The 15,460-nt window shown below is 43.6% G+C and carries 15 protein-coding genes and 1 tRNA gene; 13 read left to right on the forward strand and 3 right to left on the reverse strand.

Features of this window, described 5'->3' with window-relative positions:
• Nucleotides 1-15: 15 nt before the first annotated feature.
• Both KTR06_RS23610 and KTR06_RS23615 read right to left on the reverse strand, forming a co-directional pair.
• Nucleotides 16-984 (reverse strand): hypothetical protein, encoded by a 969-nt coding sequence (locus KTR06_RS23610; protein ID WP_217290862.1) that lies wholly within the window; start codon nucleotides 982-984, stop codon nucleotides 16-18.
• 371 nt (nucleotides 985-1,355) lie between these two features.
• Nucleotides 1,356-3,554 carry a GH92 family glycosyl hydrolase gene (locus tag KTR06_RS23615; protein WP_217290863.1) on the reverse strand — a complete coding sequence of 733 codons (2,199 nt, stop codon included), beginning with the start codon at nucleotides 3,552-3,554 and terminating at the stop codon, nucleotides 1,356-1,358.
• 272 nt (nucleotides 3,555-3,826) lie between these two features.
• Here KTR06_RS23615 and sppA point away from each other — a divergent pair, with 272 nt between their 5' ends.
• The 6 genes from sppA (at nucleotide 3,827) to KTR06_RS23645 (ending at nucleotide 10,511) form a co-directional block, all read left to right on the forward strand.
• A complete protein-coding gene (gene sppA, locus KTR06_RS23620; RefSeq protein ID WP_120070780.1) occupies nucleotides 3,827-5,605 on the forward strand; it encodes a signal peptide peptidase SppA in 1,779 nt (592 codons plus the stop codon).
• A gap of 10 nt (nucleotides 5,606-5,615) precedes the next feature.
• Nucleotides 5,616-6,746, forward strand: coding sequence for a tetraacyldisaccharide 4'-kinase (lpxK, locus tag KTR06_RS23625; RefSeq protein ID WP_008645059.1), 1,131 nt, complete (start codon nucleotides 5,616-5,618; stop codon nucleotides 6,744-6,746).
• A complete protein-coding gene (locus KTR06_RS23630; RefSeq protein WP_009040213.1) occupies nucleotides 6,703-7,512 on the forward strand; it encodes a purine-nucleoside phosphorylase in 810 nt (269 codons plus the stop codon). Before lpxK ends, KTR06_RS23630 begins: the two co-directional genes overlap by 44 nt.
• Nucleotides 7,513-7,528: 16 nt before the next feature.
• Nucleotides 7,529-8,566, forward strand: a complete 1,038-nt coding sequence (thiL, locus tag KTR06_RS23635; protein WP_009040212.1) for a thiamine-phosphate kinase — start codon at nucleotides 7,529-7,531, stop codon at nucleotides 8,564-8,566.
• 161 nt (nucleotides 8,567-8,727) lie between these two features.
• Nucleotides 8,728-8,803 (forward strand) — tRNA-Phe (locus KTR06_RS23640).
• Between the two features lie 472 nt (nucleotides 8,804-9,275).
• Nucleotides 9,276-10,511: a site-specific integrase gene (locus tag KTR06_RS23645; RefSeq protein WP_033572552.1), complete on the forward strand. Its 1,236-nt coding sequence runs from the start codon at nucleotides 9,276-9,278 to the stop codon at nucleotides 10,509-10,511.
• Between the two features lie 81 nt (nucleotides 10,512-10,592).
• Here KTR06_RS23645 and KTR06_RS23650 read toward each other — a convergent pair whose 3' ends face one another.
• Nucleotides 10,593-10,775, reverse strand: a complete 183-nt coding sequence (locus KTR06_RS23650) for a hypothetical protein (protein ID WP_254306462.1) — start codon at nucleotides 10,773-10,775, stop codon at nucleotides 10,593-10,595.
• A gap of 35 nt (nucleotides 10,776-10,810) precedes the next feature.
• Between KTR06_RS23650 and KTR06_RS23655 the strand changes: the two genes are divergently transcribed.
• The 7 genes from KTR06_RS23655 to KTR06_RS23685 all read left to right on the forward strand — a co-directional run bounded on the left by KTR06_RS23655 (nucleotide 10,811) and on the right by KTR06_RS23685 (nucleotide 15,456).
• The gene (locus tag KTR06_RS23655) at nucleotides 10,811-11,086 is read left to right on the forward strand and encodes a hypothetical protein (RefSeq protein WP_007838828.1); all 276 of its coding nucleotides are present in this window, start codon (nucleotides 10,811-10,813) and stop codon (nucleotides 11,084-11,086) included.
• Between the two features lie 20 nt (nucleotides 11,087-11,106).
• Complete coding sequence (locus tag KTR06_RS23660; protein ID WP_192914051.1) at nucleotides 11,107-12,234, forward strand: hypothetical protein; 1,128 nt, start codon at nucleotides 11,107-11,109, stop codon at nucleotides 12,232-12,234.
• Nucleotides 12,235-12,237: 3 nt separating this feature from the next.
• On the forward strand, nucleotides 12,238-13,131 hold the full coding sequence (locus KTR06_RS23665) for a hypothetical protein (protein ID WP_153880889.1): 894 nt from the start codon (nucleotides 12,238-12,240) through the stop codon (nucleotides 13,129-13,131).
• A 75-nt stretch (nucleotides 13,132-13,206) separates the two neighbouring features.
• The gene (locus KTR06_RS23670) at nucleotides 13,207-13,572 is read left to right on the forward strand and encodes a hypothetical protein (RefSeq protein ID WP_234163609.1); all 366 of its coding nucleotides are present in this window, start codon (nucleotides 13,207-13,209) and stop codon (nucleotides 13,570-13,572) included.
• On the forward strand, nucleotides 13,569-14,549 hold the full coding sequence (locus tag KTR06_RS23675) for a hypothetical protein (protein ID WP_007838819.1): 981 nt from the start codon (nucleotides 13,569-13,571) through the stop codon (nucleotides 14,547-14,549). Before KTR06_RS23670 ends, KTR06_RS23675 begins: the two co-directional genes overlap by 4 nt.
• Nucleotides 14,550-14,591: 42 nt before the next feature.
• Nucleotides 14,592-15,071, forward strand: coding sequence for a hypothetical protein (locus KTR06_RS23680; protein WP_011964850.1), 480 nt, complete (start codon nucleotides 14,592-14,594; stop codon nucleotides 15,069-15,071).
• Between the two features lie 94 nt (nucleotides 15,072-15,165).
• Nucleotides 15,166-15,456 (forward strand): DUF4120 family protein, encoded by a 291-nt coding sequence (locus KTR06_RS23685; protein WP_007838816.1) that lies wholly within the window; start codon nucleotides 15,166-15,168, stop codon nucleotides 15,454-15,456.
• The last annotated feature ends 4 nt before the right edge of the window (nucleotides 15,457-15,460 follow it).

Genomic DNA, 15,460 nt, shown 5'->3' on the forward strand with positions numbered 1-15,460 from the left:
GCCAAGATTCTTTATTCACAATAGAAGAAGTACCACCAAATTTGACGAAGAACCATTTAAAATACTATAAGAGATTAATCGGTGTTTCACTCTATCGTAGATCAATTGGCTTCCCCCAGCTTTATAGGGTTGTCCTTTCTTGACCTCCATTTTTTCAATCTGATCACTTTTAATATTATACTTATATATATATTTATCACTAGCTATAAAGATGATACCATCTTCCTTATCACAAGCTATTTGGACGTTTTTTTCCGAAAAAGGAATTGAGATACAATGTTTCCATTTCACATGGTCATCAATATCCCAAATACCATTTTCCACTACGGCCCTCTTACCACCTATTAAATCAAAGACTTCATCTCTGTTGTGTTGTTGCATTCTCCAATAATGAATAAGTTCGCCTTCATTATTATACAATCTCAAATCTCGAATAGCTATAGGAGGCACGTCTGTTGTATAAAAAACAGAGTATCTGTTCTTTCCAAAAGAAATTTTAACATTTTCAAAGCCTTCCAATTGATGAGAAATAATTTTCATTGTAGAGTCAACCATACATCGAATACCATTCTCATCAACGTCGATTCTAATCTTCATCCAACGGTCTGTAACACTATCTTTGTTGCACTGAAATTCGCAATTCTTCAAAATACGACCAGATTCACTCAATACATAATTCAATTTCTCCGTATTCAAATTAGTTACTAAATCAAAACTTGATATTTCATCCAATATAATACGAAAAACATAACCATAAGTCAGGTTAGCTTCAAACAATTTTAAATCAAAACTCATTGAAAAGCCTGACTTCAAATTAAAAGATTCTTCAGGAGACAAATCAAGACTAGTTCTTTCATCTTGATTAACTGTATGAGAACGAAATGTTAACCCATATCTCGTTGAAGCAAAATTAACAGGATTTCCCCAAGCAGCATAATTACCGACAAATAAAAGCATTATCAAAATATAGACACTTCGCTGCATAATATAATTTCTACTTTTTAAATACAAAATTTGTGTTCTTCAATGCTAGAAATACTAGAGATGCAAACATACACAAAAATATTCTGATTTTACGCAAATCGAACAAAAAAACACCCCCACTATCTTCATCAAGCTACCTCAAATCAATCTATTACTCTATATATTTTCTAGTTATAAAATGACTAAAAAGTAGATAGTACAGAATAAAAATGTCATACCTCCAGCCCCTGAAGCATCTACATATCATATTTATAGCGCTCAATTATCATTGCATTTTACAATCTGCGTCTTACACCTTTATAACAAAAATATCCAAATAAAAAAGGCAGTCCATAAAAGACTGCCTATCGATTTTACCAAAAACGAATTTATTACTTCATCTTATACACCAATGTACCACCTTTTACAATATCTTCATGCGAGATTGTTTTCTTCGTATATGGTTCGCCATTCAATGTAATACTATCTACATATTTATGTTCTTTCGACAAATTCTCCGCAATAATCGTGAAAGTCTTGCCATCGGCCAGATGCAAAGTCATCTTCGGCAACTGTGGGGCACCGAATACATATTCCGCACTTACCGGATCTACCGGATAGAATCCCATCGCACTAAGCATATACCAGGCAGACATCTGTCCGCAATCATCATTTCCGCAAAGTCCGTCGGGTTTGTTTTTGTATTGAGTATCAAATATTTCACGAACCAATTCCTGTGTACGTTCCGGACGACCAGCCAGTGCATACAAATAAGTCACATGATGGCTTGGTTCATTTCCATGAGCATATTGCCCGATTAATCCAGTAACATCTGCTAAACTTTCACCTTCTAGCTTAACCGTAAACAATGAGTCTAATTTATTCAAGAAAGGTTTTTCTCCCCCAAACAACTGGATTAATCCTGGAACATCATGTTGTACATGCCAAGTATATTGCCATGCATTTCCTTCCGTATAATCTCCACCGACACTTTCAGAATGTGCCAACGCACTTGGGTTAAACGGAGCTTTCCAAGTTCCGTCAGCTTTGCGCGGACGCATGAACTTCGTCTCCGAATCGAAAAGATTCTTATAATAGTCAGCACGTTTCGCAAAATAAGCGGCATCTTCCTCTTTACCCATACGACGTGCCATATCGGCAGCAGCATAATCATCATATACAGATTCTAAAGTGGAAGATACAGATTCTGCTTTTATCAGGTCTGTCGGGAAATAACCATATTTCGTATAAACCTCCCAATCAGACTTCAACGGATGAGATACGGTCTGCGTCTTCTTTATTATATTGAAAGCACGTTCAGCGTCAAAGCCACGGAATCCTTTGCGATAAGCCTCGGCAATGACTGATACGCCATGATTACCAATCATACAGAAATTCTCTTTTCCCCATAATCCCCAAATAGGCAGGAAGCCTTGCACTTCACCCTGTTCGATGAGAGAATTCACAAAACCGTCCACACGTTCGGGAATCACCAATGTATAAAATGGATGAGCGGCACGGTAAGTATCCCACAAAGAGAATGTAGAATAGAAGGTTCCAGTTCCGGCTTTTACAATAGAGTCGGCGGCATTACGATACATACCGTCTACGTCCGAAATTTGATTAGGCTGAATCAATGCGTGGTAGAAACAAGTATAGAAATTTGTCTTTTCATCATCGGTACCCTCTATTTCAATACGGCTCAAATAGTTATTCCATTCATTGTGGGCGGTAGCTCTTACTCCTTCAAAATCCCAGGCAGGAATTTCTGCTTCCAGATTCTTTTTAGCCCCGTCTATGCTGGTGGTGGAAAGAGCCACTTTCATCATCAGTTCGTCTCCCGGCTGCATATCAAAAGAGGCAATGATGCGTTTTCCTTTTTCTGTTTCGCCCATCGGAAGATAAAGTGAATCGACTACCGGACGGTTGAATTTCATCACAAAGAAATAATCCTGGTTGACCCATACCGTGTTATTGACATGTCCTGTCAGTGTTTGAGCATCTTCCCAGTTCACTTCACAACTGTTGACTTGTGAATGATATTGTTCTTCTCTCCATGCAGGGCCATGTTGCAAGTCAATCAATATAGAGGCAGAATCAGCCTTGTGATAAGTATAGCGGTGAAGGGCAGCATGGATAGAGGCAGTCAGTTCTGCTTTTACCTGTGGATCAGAGAGCTCTGCGGTGTAATATCCCGGAGTAGCCGCTTCTTTATCTTTAGAAAAATGACTACGATAAGCATCCCACGCACGGGCACGTGTGCCAGTGACCGGCATCACCAAAATATCACCTAAATCCATACATCCCGTTCCATTCAGATGTGTTTGAGTAAATCCCCAAATCAGGGAATCCTCATAAACATATTCAGAACAATAGCGCCAACCAACTGCTCCCGTCACAGGACTGGTCTGGATCATACCGAAAGGATAACACGCGCCTGGAAATGTATGACCATTATCAGCAGCACCGATAAAGGTATTAACGTATTGAGTATAATCCTTTGTTTCCGCTGTTTCAGTCGGAGTACAGGAAGAATAGAAGAACAAGCCTGCTGCTAAAGCTGCAGCCACAAAAGGGGTTTTTCTTTTCATGGTAAATAGATTGTTAAGTTAATGTCGCATTACATATGCTGATATTTATTTAATTTTTCACGATAATAGTTGTGCCACAAAATTAGAGAATTCTTCTCATTTAAAAGGATTAGATACAGACAAATATACTTAAATCTTACAGGAAAGAAGCTTCTATTTATATCGATTCGCTGTGATAAAACAAAAATTCGTACGACTTATTGAATAAATATCAACTCAATTATTTATCTTTGTTAGCTTAATAACAAGCTGACGCAAAAACAATAAGTATAATGAAAGATTTCTTGAAATTTACACTTGCCACGGTGACAGGTATCATTTTGTCAAGTATTGTATTATTTATAATCAGCATGGTAACGCTGTTTGGCATCATGTCCGCTTCGGACACGGAAACAATCGTAAAAAAGAATTCCGTAATGATGCTCGACTTAAACGGAACGTTAGTTGAACGTACGCAAGAAGATCCGCTAGGTATTTTATCACAGTTGTTTGGTGACGGATCTAACACGTACGGACTGGACGATATTCTCTCTTCCATCCAGAAGGCTAAAGAAAACGAAAATATCAAAGGGATTTATTTGCAAGCGAGTTCATTAGGTACCTCCTATGCCTCCTTACAAGAAATCCGTAACGCACTGCTCGATTTCAAGGAGAGTGGAAAGTTCGTCATTGCTTATGCCGACTCCTATACGCAGGGGCTTTATTATCTTTCCAGCGCAGCCGATAAGGTGCTGCTCAATCCCAAAGGAATGATTGAATGGAGAGGTATCGCTTCCGCTCCCCTATTCTACAAAGACCTGCTACAAAAAATAGGAGTTGAGATGCAGGTGTTCAAGGTGGGAACTTACAAATCTGCCGTGGAACCGTTTATTGCAACAGAGATGAGCCCTGCCAATCGCGAACAAGTGACAGCATTTATCACTTCCATCTGGGGCCAGGTGACGGAGGGGGTTTCTGCTTCCCGCAATATTCCAGTAGATTCTCTGAATGTTTATGCCGATCGTATGTTAATGTTCTATCCGTCAGAAGAAAGTGTAAAATGCGGATTGGCTGATACCTTGATTTATCGCAATGATGTGCGCAATTATCTTAAAAAACTGGTAGAGATAGATGAGGATGACAATCTCCCGATAGTAGGATTAAGCGACATGATGAACGTAAAGAAGAATGTACCCAAAGACAAAAGCGGCAATATCGTAGCTGTTTATTATGCATCCGGTGAAATTACAGACTATCCGAGCTCCGCAACTTCCGAGGACGGAATTGTTGGTTCGAAAGTCATTCGTGACCTGCGCAAATTGAAAGATGATAATGATGTGAAAGCTGTTGTACTTCGTGTCAATTCTCCGGGGGGAAGTGCTTTTGCTTCAGAACAAATCTGGCATGCAGTGAAAGAGTTGAAAACAAAGAAACCGGTCATTGTCTCTATGGGGGATTATGCCGCGTCAGGAGGTTACTATATTTCTTGCGTTGCCGACACGATTGTTGCAGAGCCTACTACCCTGACTGGGTCTATCGGAATATTCGGTATCATTCCCAATGTAAAAGGATTGACTGATAAAATCGGTTTAAGTTATGATGTAGTTAAGACGAATAAATATGCTGATTTCGGGAATATCATGCGCCCGTTCAACGAGGATGAAAGATCCTTGCTTCAAATGATGATTACCGAAGGATACGACACCTTTGTCAGCCGTTGTGCTGAAGGACGCCACATGACAAAGGAAGCGATCGAAAAGATTGCCGAAGGCCGTGTATGGACCGGAGAAACAGCTAAAAAGTTAGGACTAGTAGACGAGTTAGGCGGCATTGACAAGGCATTGGATATTGCCGTGGCAAAAGCCGGTATCGAGGGCTACACCATTGTTTCTTATCCTGCAAAACAAGATTTCTTTTCTTCCCTGCTTGATACGAAACCGACGAATTACGTAGAATCACAATTGCTGAAAAGTAAGTTAGGTGAGTTCTACCAACAATTCGGTTTACTGAAAAATCTGCAAGAACAATCCATGATTCAGGCTCGTATTCCGTTCGAACTGAATATTAAATAAACTGCCATACATGGACGAACACTTTATCAAGATACATAAGTGGCTCTACCCTGCCTCCTGGCTCTACGGAGCAGCGGTAATGATGAGAAATAAACTCTTTGACTGGGAAGTGCTCCAATCAAAGAGTTTTGATATACCTATCATCAGCGTAGGCAATCTCGCTGTTGGAGGAACAGGGAAAACTCCGCACACTGAATATCTGATAAAGTCTCTTTGTAATCAATATAATGTAGCTGTATTAAGCCGGGGATACAAACGGCATACGAAAGGCTATGTGCTGGCTACTCCGGAAAGTACGGCAAGAAGCATTGGCGACGAACCGTACCAGATGCATCAAAAATTCCCGTCTGTCACAGTAGCTGTCGACGAAAAGCGTTGTCATGGCATAGAAAAGCTGCTTGCACTGCAAAAGCCTTCAATAGATGTTATCCTGTTAGATGACGCTTTCCAGCACCGATATGTCAAACCGGGATTGAGTATTCTGTTAACGGATTATCATCGGCTGTTCTGTGACGATACCTTGCTTCCTGCAGGACGACTTCGTGAGCCAATTAGCGGCAAGAACCGGGCACAAATCGTTATTGTCACCAAATGTCCGCAGGACATCAAGCCTATTGATTATAATATTATCACGAAACGTCTGAACCTTTATCCATATCAACAGTTATTCTTCTCATCGTTCCGGTATGGCAACCTGCAACCGGTGTTTCCTATGATGGTTCCGGACACAGATACCCCTTCGGCAAACAATGAGATTGCTTTGTCCTCGCTGACAAATACAGATATATTATTGATGACCGGAATTGCCTCACCGGCTCCCATTCTTGAAAGGCTAAAAGATTGTACCCAACAAATAGATTTGCTATCGTTTGACGATCATCACAATTTCAGCCATCGGGATATCCAGCTTATCAAAGAACGGTTTCATAGGCTGAAAGGAGAGCACCGGTTGATTATTACTACCGAAAAAGATGCAACACGCCTGATTAACCATCCGGCTTTGGACAAGGAATTGAAACCATTTATCTATGCCTTGCCTATTGAAATAGAAATATTACAGAATCAACAAGATAAATTTAACCAACATATTATTGACTATGTTAGAGAAAATACAAGAAACCGCAGCTTATCTGAAAGGTAAGATGCATACCAGCCCGGAAACAGCCATTATACTTGGCACCGGACTTGGCAGTTTGGCAAACGAAATCACCGAGAAGTATGAAATAAAGTATTCGGATATCCCGAACTTCCCGGTATCTACCGTCGAAGGTCATAGCGGTAAGCTGATTTTCGGCAAACTAGGCAATAAGGATATCATGGCTATGCAAGGACGCTTCCACTATTACGAGGGTTATTCTATGAAAGAAGTGACTTTCCCTGTACGTGTGATGCGCGAATTAGGAATCAAGACCTTGTTTGTGTCCAACGCCAGTGGCGGGACAAATGCAGACTTCGAAATCGGTGATTTGATGATTATCACCGACCATATCAACTATTTCCCCGAACATCCGCTTCGTGGAAAAAATATCCCATACGGCCCTCGTTTCCCGGACATGAGTGAAGCATACAGCAAGGAACTGATTCGTAAAGCTGATGAGATTGCTAAAGAAAAAGGAATCAAAGTACAACACGGAGTGTATATCGGTACACAAGGTCCTACTTTCGAAACTCCTGCCGAATATAAACTATTCCATATCCTTGGCGCTGACGCTGTTGGTATGTCTACCGTTCCGGAAGTAATTGTAGCCAACCATTGTGGCATCAAAGTATTTGGTATTTCCGTCATTACCGACTTGGGAGTAGAAGGAAAAATCGTAGAAGTAACGCACGAAGAAGTTCAGAAAGCAGCCGACACCGCTCAACCGAAAATGACAACAATCATGCGCGAACTTATCAACCGTGCCTAAACAATTACCCCGATTTATGAGAACTGAAATAGCATCTCTCGGTGAGTTTGGTCTGATTGACCGCCTCACCGAGGGAATCAAACTAGAAAATGAATCCAGTAAATATGGAGTGGGCGACGATGCCGCCGTTCTCTCCTACCCTTCAGAAAAGCAAGTATTGGTAACAACCGACCTGCTTATGGAAGGTGTACATTTTGATCTGACTTATGTTCCCTTGAAACATTTGGGATATAAATCAGCAGTCGTTAATTTCTCCGATATTTATGCCATGAACGGCACTCCCCGGCAGATTACGGTATCTCTTGGCCTTTCCAAGCGTTTCAGCGTAGAAGATATGGACGAGCTTTATTCCGGTATTCGCCTGGCTTGCCAACAATATAATGTCGACATTGTGGGAGGTGATACTACTTCCTCCCTTACAGGGCTTGCTATCAGCATCACTTGTATCGGCGATGCCGACAAGGATAAAGTGGTGTACCGCAATGGAGCAAAAGAAACTGACTTGATCTGCATCAGTGGTGATCTGGGAGCATCCTATATGGGTTTACAACTATTGGAACGTGAGAAAGTCGTACTAAAAGGTGATAAAGACATTCAACCGGATTTCACCGGCAAAGAATACTTGTTAGAACGCCAGTTAAAACCGGAAGCACGTAAGGATATCATTGAGAAACTAGCTGCCGCCAATATTGTTCCAACCTCTATGATGGACATATCTGACGGTCTGTCATCAGAATTGATGCATATCTGCAAACAAAGCAATGTCGGTTGCCGCGTGTACGAAGAACATATTCCAATCGATTACCAGACGGCTGTTATGGCTGAAGAGTTTAACATGAATCTGACGACTTGCGCCTTGAATGGCGGAGAAGATTATGAACTACTCTTTACCGTTTCTATCGCCGATCATGAGAAAGTATCACAAATGGAAGGAGTGCGCCTCATCGGACATATCACCAAACCCGAACTTGGCTGTGCATTGATTACGCGTGACGGCCAAGAATTTGAATTGAAAGCACAAGGATGGAATCCATTGAAGGAGAATAAACAATAGTTTCTATCACTTTTCTGAAATATTTTTCATTCCATACAACACTGATAATAAGCAGACTAGCTTTTTATCAGTGTTTTTTATTTCCAGAAGGCTTGCAAAATCCAAAAGTTTCACTACCTTTGCAACCGCAAAAGAGATATTACCGGACCGAACAACCATAAGGTGCCATAGCTCAGTTGGTAGAGCAAAGGACTGAAAATCCTTGTGTCCCCGGTTCGATTCCTGGTGGCACCACCAAAGAAAGTACATAAATGCTTTTCACACATGAAAACCCTTGAATTAGAGATAGTTCAAGGGTTCTTTTTTTACCCTCACTACGCATTCCGCTACATATTTGTGAAGTTGGACTTTGCCAATTCAGTGGCTTTTTTTAAGGCTTTTGAAAAAGCCATAAATATGCACCATACTTCATTGTTTTTCAGCTGTTTGACAATTTCAATCTCCGGTGTGAAAAAGTAATTTTGCACACATGACCGGATGAAGTCGAAAAAGTGAAAGAAATTTAAAAATTCGGTATTTCCCATCGGGATAAAAAAAAGGAATCGAACCCGGGATACAAAAGGCAATTCGAACCTGAGAAAAATGGGATTTTTATGGCTTTTCCACAAGTCCCTCAAAAAAGCCACCGAATTTAACATTTCGCTCCACGTCCTCATGCCATCCGGTTTTGACGAAACAATTGAATGTAACACCTCAAAAAACAAAAGTGATGAAACAAGGAACAATGAACATTCTGTTTTTCGTGCTTAAAACGAAATTGTTGAAAAACGGTGAGGCACCGGTATTGATGCGGATAACCATCAATGGAGACTATGACGATGTACGTATCCAAAGAAGCGTACCCCTGAACTTATGGAACGCCGCCAAAGGATGCAGTAAAGGCAGGGACAGGGCATCAGTGGCACTGAACGCCTATATTGCCGAACTGCACGCACGCGCCTTGGAAAAACACAAGGAACTGGTATTGGAACAGGCCCTGATTACCCCAAAACTGATTCTTAAACGTGTTTTCGGGAAAGACACCGAAATGCGTACACTGCTCGGCACCATGAGGGAAGGCATCAAGGAAATGGAAACATTGGCGGGTATAGACTACTCTCCCGTCACAATCAACCGGTATAAGAACGTGGTGAAGAAATTACAGCTGCTCATCCCCTCTTATTACGGAAAGGAGGATGTCACTTTCCATGAGCTGACACCGGAGTTCATCCGTGCGTTTGACATCTATCTGAAAACGGAGGCGGGACTGTGCCGGAACACGATAGTCCGTTATATGAAATGCTTCAAGAAATTTACCAATATGGCATTGGCAAAGGAATGGATGCGCAAGAATCCCTTTTACGGTTACAAGATGGAGCAGGACGAGACCGATCCGGTATTCCTGACCTACGACGAGTTGCAGACCGTAATGAAAAAGAAATTCACCATTCCACGGCTTGAACTGGTCAGGGATGTCTTTGTCTTCGCGTGTTTCACCGGTCTGGCATTCTCCGATGTTGCCAGTCTGAACAAAGAGAATCTGGTACAGGACAATCTCGGAGACTGGTGGATAAGAAAAGGAAGGGTCAAATTGGAACACCGTAGGAAGGCCTCTTCCATCAGCAATATTCCATTGCTGCCCGTACCCCTGGCCATATTGGAGAAATACAAGGAACATCCGACCTGCATTAAGAAAGGATGCTGTTTGCCCGTCATGTGTAATCAGAAGATGAACAGCTACCTCAAGGAAATAGCCGATTTCTGCGGCATTAAGAAGAATCTGACCACGCACGTTGCCCGTCACACTTTCGGGACTACGGTCACGCTTGCCAACAATGTGCCTCTTCAAGATGTTTCCGTCATGCTCGGCCATGCCTCCACACGTATGACACAGCATTATGCACGGGTCATGAACAGCAGCCTGAAAGAAGCAATGAACAACGTGAAGGAGCGTCTTGCACAATAAGTATACAAATTCAGTCATTAAGCTGTCCCCCTAGGGATGGCTTTTTTTGTAATCTATAATTCACAATATCCTGCCGTCCTTTCAATTTCTTACCTGCAAATATAGCCATTTGTCGGGTTGATTGCGCAAGGCGGCCCCTTTCAGGGGCTGGTTGGCTAAAAGAAAATCATCCTCGCTTCGCTGCGGTATTTTCTTTTGCCAAGCCTTGCGCAATCCCCGACAAAGGACAGCCCGGCAAGTAAGAAAACGAAAATCCGGCTCCATGGAGCCGATCATGTCAAACTTAAAAAAATAAAGGTATGAACAGAAAGACGACAAGCAAAGGACAGCAGGAAGCCAATCCGGAAATGACGATGTTGGTTTATCGGGAAATGAGCTATCCTGCACGGGAAGTGCAAGGCAAAGATGGGAACTATCTGGTTTCCGTAGAAAGACTGGAACAGGAACTGCTGGATGGCATCAGAAGCCTTGATCCGGCAGCATTCGATTTGGACGAAGAAATCGCTTACTATTGTTCGGACGAAGAGATCCGCCTGTTGACGGACGATGAACTGGAAGAAATGATTTACGGCTGACATTTAAAAAAGTAATGATTATGAATGAAACAACAGCAAAGGTCTGCGAAGAGCAAGTAGCAGACCTTACCATAGAGAATGCACACAGGGTCACGATGATCCGAAAAAAAGGTACGGACTATCCCCCCGTACCGTTCCATTTTAGAAAGGAGCATCATGGAACGGGCAACTATGTACACCTGTACGGAAATCCGGAAGATCGCAATGAATTGCATTCCAGGGATTTCAAAGACTGGCAAGCCGTAGCATTCAAACATCCGGGCTATCTGGATGATATGTGGAAACAGGCTTGCGACGCATACGCCTGGAGTTCCTTCAATCCGGAGATTCGCGGCGAGACGGACATCATGATCTACGGAGAAGAGCTGCACAACGACCTGCGACTCATGCCGGAAGAGGAAGGGGATACATACATCGCCGCCTACCGGCAGAAGTTGTCCGCCCAGCTCTCGGTCCTCTCCCACTGTGCCAACCCGATGGTGACGGGACGGAGCGGATTTGATTACTACAGGCAGGAAAAAACGAACAGAAGCTATCAGAACTGTTACGAAGAATTCCGCAATTGGCGGAAAAAAGTTCTTGAAACCATCAGACGGAAAAAGGAAGCCGCACGACCGGAGGAAGAGAAACAGGAAAAGGCATGGCAGACGCTCAAACGCGACATCAAGAGCAGTGCCGACACCATCCATGGGATTGATACCGGACAATGCCGGGGCTATAGCCGTGCCCTGTTTGTCAGCAGCATCCTGAACAAGGTATCCACCCTGGCCAATCACGGGGAAGTGGAAATCGTCCGTAGGGCCGTGGACTTCATTTCCAAATATAACGCAAGGGTGAAGAAACCCGTCATCACACCGAGAAACAAATTCTTCCAATTGCCGGAACTGGCGGAACGGATGCGCGAAAAGCTGAAAGCGATGCAAAGCCGGGAAAACAAGGAAGTGCCGTTCGAGGGCGGAACACTTGTATGGAACTATGGGGAAGACCGCCTTCAGATCCTGTTTGACAGGATTCCCGAAGACAGCAGACGAAAGGAACTGAAATCCTCCGGATTCCGCTGGTCACCCAAAAACAAGGCATGGCAACGGCAGCTTACCTCCAATGCTCTCGGTGCCGCAAAAAGATTGTTGGACCTTCAAAACATCTGAGCCATGAAAAACGACAATTTGAGATTCATCATTGATTCACGTTGCTTTGACGGCAGTTGTCTGACCGTCATGTCTGATGGGATACATAGTGATTATGGTCACGAAACACTGGAAGAATTGAGGGAAAGGGAAAATAACCCCAGCCTCATTGCCGTGCCCGGAAATGCCATCTGCAAAAAAATGCAGATCCACCTGCAGTCTCTCTGCGCCCCGTTCTGTGAAATTACGGAAGAGGACTATTTTGACTATATGGACACCCAGCCACCCATCCGGCACACCCGGAATTTCTTTTTCATGAGCGAGCCGTATCATGCCGGCATTCACCGGTTCTGCTTCCGGATAGACGGACGGTATTTTACGGGGCTGCGTTCCGTGAACACACCAAGAAAGGATTTGGAACAGCAAATGGACAGACATTACCGGAAGGTCACATTCAAAGGCGGCATCCTCAAAGAAAAACCAATGGGAATATTTGACCATACACGGCATAGTTTCACAGTTATAGTCCCATATCTGTTCCTTGACCAAAATGGAGAGAAGAAATTCATCTGCAACCTGGTGAAAGGTACGGACGAATCCTCCGGCAAGGATGCAAGACAGGAAACAGCCAGGGTTCTCCAAAGCTTGCGCCGCCATCATTTCCTCTACTTCTCCGGCTATGAGGGAAACGACGATATGGGCAGATTCCTGGAAAGAGTGGTGCAAAACAGACATACCCTGTCAGCAAACGGGGATTTTCTGCAATATCCCACCAACCGAGAGTCTGTGTCTTTCGCCGGAACGGTCAAAGAAACAGGGGAAAAGTTCTTTTACCGCATCTACGACCTGGAACTGTTCCATTACCTGCTGTACAAGCTGCGGAGCATCAGAATGGAAAAGAAGGAAGTGCAGGCTTGAATCAGTATGCAGGATGGGTTCCCGGCAGGGTTTCCATCCTGCACATGTATCAGAAATCCAACAAAAAAACGCAATATGAACCATACAGACTTTTACGCCCGGATAAGGGCTATCAAAGAAATGGAATACAGGGAATTGTATGCAGCCATAGAACTGCATGGAGCTTCCTATGAATGGAACAGCAATGATGGGGAATGCCCCGTCATTGCTGTCAATACAGGCAGCGTACAACCGGCTCCGGCTGATGTGCTGATTTGCAGGGTTACCATCGAGAACGGCAACTTGCGCCTCTATGGTGTAGAGAATGAATACGGGAATGAGGTAAACTTCCGGCCGGATGAAGCCTTTGCCGGACATCTGTCATATATCATAGATTGTTTGCCGCCCGTCAACGGAGTGGATGATGTGACAACATTAAAGACAGAGGAGGAAGCGGTATGAAGAAGGAAAAACAATCCTGGACGGACTATGTTCCTCATTCGGTCAGCCTCTATTACGTGGACTACCGGGAGAATTTGGACAGCCATGATGATTTGCAGGAGCAGTGCATCCGTCGGAACAGTCTCGGTCCGTTGGAAGAACAAATCCTGGAGTGGTATGCCGATCAGGAACATGACAACCTGCAAGGGTATCTCTCGGAGATACGGAATGAGATGGAAGCGGACGGGAAATCCGCCGAATATATCCGACATGAGGAGAAGATAAAAGACCTGCTTTACGAACGGAACAATACCGATCCGGCAGAAGAACTGATAGACAATTCCGCTGTAACCAATATGTTCTACTCCCTTGGAGTCGAAATCGAGGGCTATGTGTACGGAGGCTGTGGGCGCGGAGAATCCGAAACGGTCTCTCTTCGTAAAATCAGACGGGCGCTTCAACTGAAGGAAGGGCTGTTTACCGATGAACTCCATGAACTTCTGGTCAATGCTCCGTACGGTGGCGAACTCCGCATCTATTTCAATGCCATATTCTCCAGACTGATTACGGGAGATACTTCACATGATTTCAAGCGCATCCGATTCTATGGAGGTGTCATTGTTGCTATTGTAGACAGCCGGAATGGTGCGGGGTATCATGTAAGTCTTCAGACTGACATCACCCTTCCGTTCTACAGAGACAATCTTTTTGTGGATTCTCAGGTACATTATTCCTATGCGAATGAAATTTGCGGGTTGTTGAACAGCTGGTGTGATTCCACCCGTTGGGAAACCGGAATGATGCCTCTGGAAGTCACTTTGCAGAAGAGTCACATAAATGAATATCAGAAGCAGGAAGCTCTTTATGAAAAAAGGTTTCGGGAAGGCGGATGTACTTTTGGAGACATGAACCATAAACGTCACAGAGATACCTATTATATAAACAGCTTCCCATGCGGTACCAAATGTCCGCATTGCGGCACGTTTTGGATTGACTGAAAACAGACGAGTCTTTTACACATCTTGAAAATGAATAAAACTATGGATAATCAAAGAACAAAGATGCTGGGTGAGAACCTGACGCACTACAGAAATCTTCAGGAGAACGGCTCTGTAAACCTGATCGAATTTCACACAACCGACAACCGGAAATTCGGCATCGGAAATCCGGATGCCATCAAGCTGTTGCTCTCGGCAGCCGTTACCGAACTGGAACGCCAGCTCCATATAGCGCAGTCCGGAGGTTTACCGGAACGGTTGGAACAAAGCCGGGAGTATAAGGCGGCAAAGGCACTGGAACAAGCACTGAATGATACGGGATTCAGTCCCGAACGTTTTGCAGAGACACTCCCGTTTTTCCATAAGACCTTGGAACAGACATTTTTCAAAACAATAAAGGCATGTATCATCGCCATGGCAAAACGTGAGTCGTGCCGGATTGACAGCCGAAATCAAGCGTCTTACGAAATGTGCCGGATGCTCGCGCCCATGCTGGAAGATACCGACTTACCCTTTATTTGACAACATGGAATTCAAGTATGACCGAAAAGCGAACTCCAGTGCTGAAAAGCCGGAGTTCGCTTTTTCATTGTTTAACAGATAAAACACCAAAGTTATGAAAATCCTGAATGAAGAACATTTCGAGAACGTAAAGCGCTATGCCGAATCCATTGGTGACACCTCACTTCAAAAGTGCTTGGAACGGTTGAAGAGTTGGGAAGGGAATCCTGACTATCCCAGTGAGATTTCACTCTACTATGACCATGCCCCATACTCGTTCGGCTTTACCCAGCATTATGCTGATGGAAGAATAGGTATCGTAGGAGGTCTGCTCTATCATGGAATACCTGACAGGTCGTTTGCCGTAACATTGCAGCCGTTCCACGGATGGCAGATACATACCTGAAAAA

The sequence above is a fragment of the Bacteroides sp. MSK.20.12 genome (assembly GCF_019052435.1).
Lineage (GTDB): Bacteria > Bacteroidota > Bacteroidia > Bacteroidales > Bacteroidaceae > Bacteroides > Bacteroides xylanisolvens.

Bases quoted from the DNA above. Each gene is read 5' to 3' on its own strand.
- KTR06_RS23655 (WP_007838828.1), top strand. From the start codon at position 10,811: ATGAACAGAAAGACGACAAGCAAAGGACAGCAGGAAGCCAATCCGGAA.
- sppA (WP_120070780.1), top strand. From the start codon at position 3,827: ATGAAAGATTTCTTGAAATTTACACTTGCCACGGTGACAGGTATCATT.
- KTR06_RS23660 (WP_192914051.1), top strand. From the start codon at position 11,107: ATGAATGAAACAACAGCAAAGGTCTGCGAAGAGCAAGTAGCAGACCTT.
- KTR06_RS23615 (WP_217290863.1), bottom strand. From the start codon at position 3,554: ATGAAAAGAAAAACCCCTTTTGTGGCTGCAGCTTTAGCAGCAGGCTTG.
- KTR06_RS23680 (WP_011964850.1), top strand. From the start codon at position 14,592: ATGGATAATCAAAGAACAAAGATGCTGGGTGAGAACCTGACGCACTAC.
- KTR06_RS23630 (WP_009040213.1), top strand. From the start codon at position 6,703: ATGTTAGAGAAAATACAAGAAACCGCAGCTTATCTGAAAGGTAAGATG.
- KTR06_RS23650 (WP_254306462.1), bottom strand. From the start codon at position 10,775: ATGGAGCCGGATTTTCGTTTTCTTACTTGCCGGGCTGTCCTTTGTCGG.
- KTR06_RS23670 (WP_234163609.1), top strand. From the start codon at position 13,207: ATGAACCATACAGACTTTTACGCCCGGATAAGGGCTATCAAAGAAATG.
- KTR06_RS23675 (WP_007838819.1), top strand. From the start codon at position 13,569: ATGAAGAAGGAAAAACAATCCTGGACGGACTATGTTCCTCATTCGGTC.
- KTR06_RS23665 (WP_153880889.1), top strand. From the start codon at position 12,238: ATGAAAAACGACAATTTGAGATTCATCATTGATTCACGTTGCTTTGAC.
- KTR06_RS23685 (WP_007838816.1), top strand. From the start codon at position 15,166: ATGAAAATCCTGAATGAAGAACATTTCGAGAACGTAAAGCGCTATGCC.
- KTR06_RS23610 (WP_217290862.1), bottom strand. From the start codon at position 984: ATGCAGCGAAGTGTCTATATTTTGATAATGCTTTTATTTGTCGGTAAT.
- thiL (WP_009040212.1), top strand. From the start codon at position 7,529: ATGAGAACTGAAATAGCATCTCTCGGTGAGTTTGGTCTGATTGACCGC.
- lpxK (WP_008645059.1), top strand. From the start codon at position 5,616: ATGGACGAACACTTTATCAAGATACATAAGTGGCTCTACCCTGCCTCC.
- KTR06_RS23645 (WP_033572552.1), top strand. From the start codon at position 9,276: ATGAAACAAGGAACAATGAACATTCTGTTTTTCGTGCTTAAAACGAAA.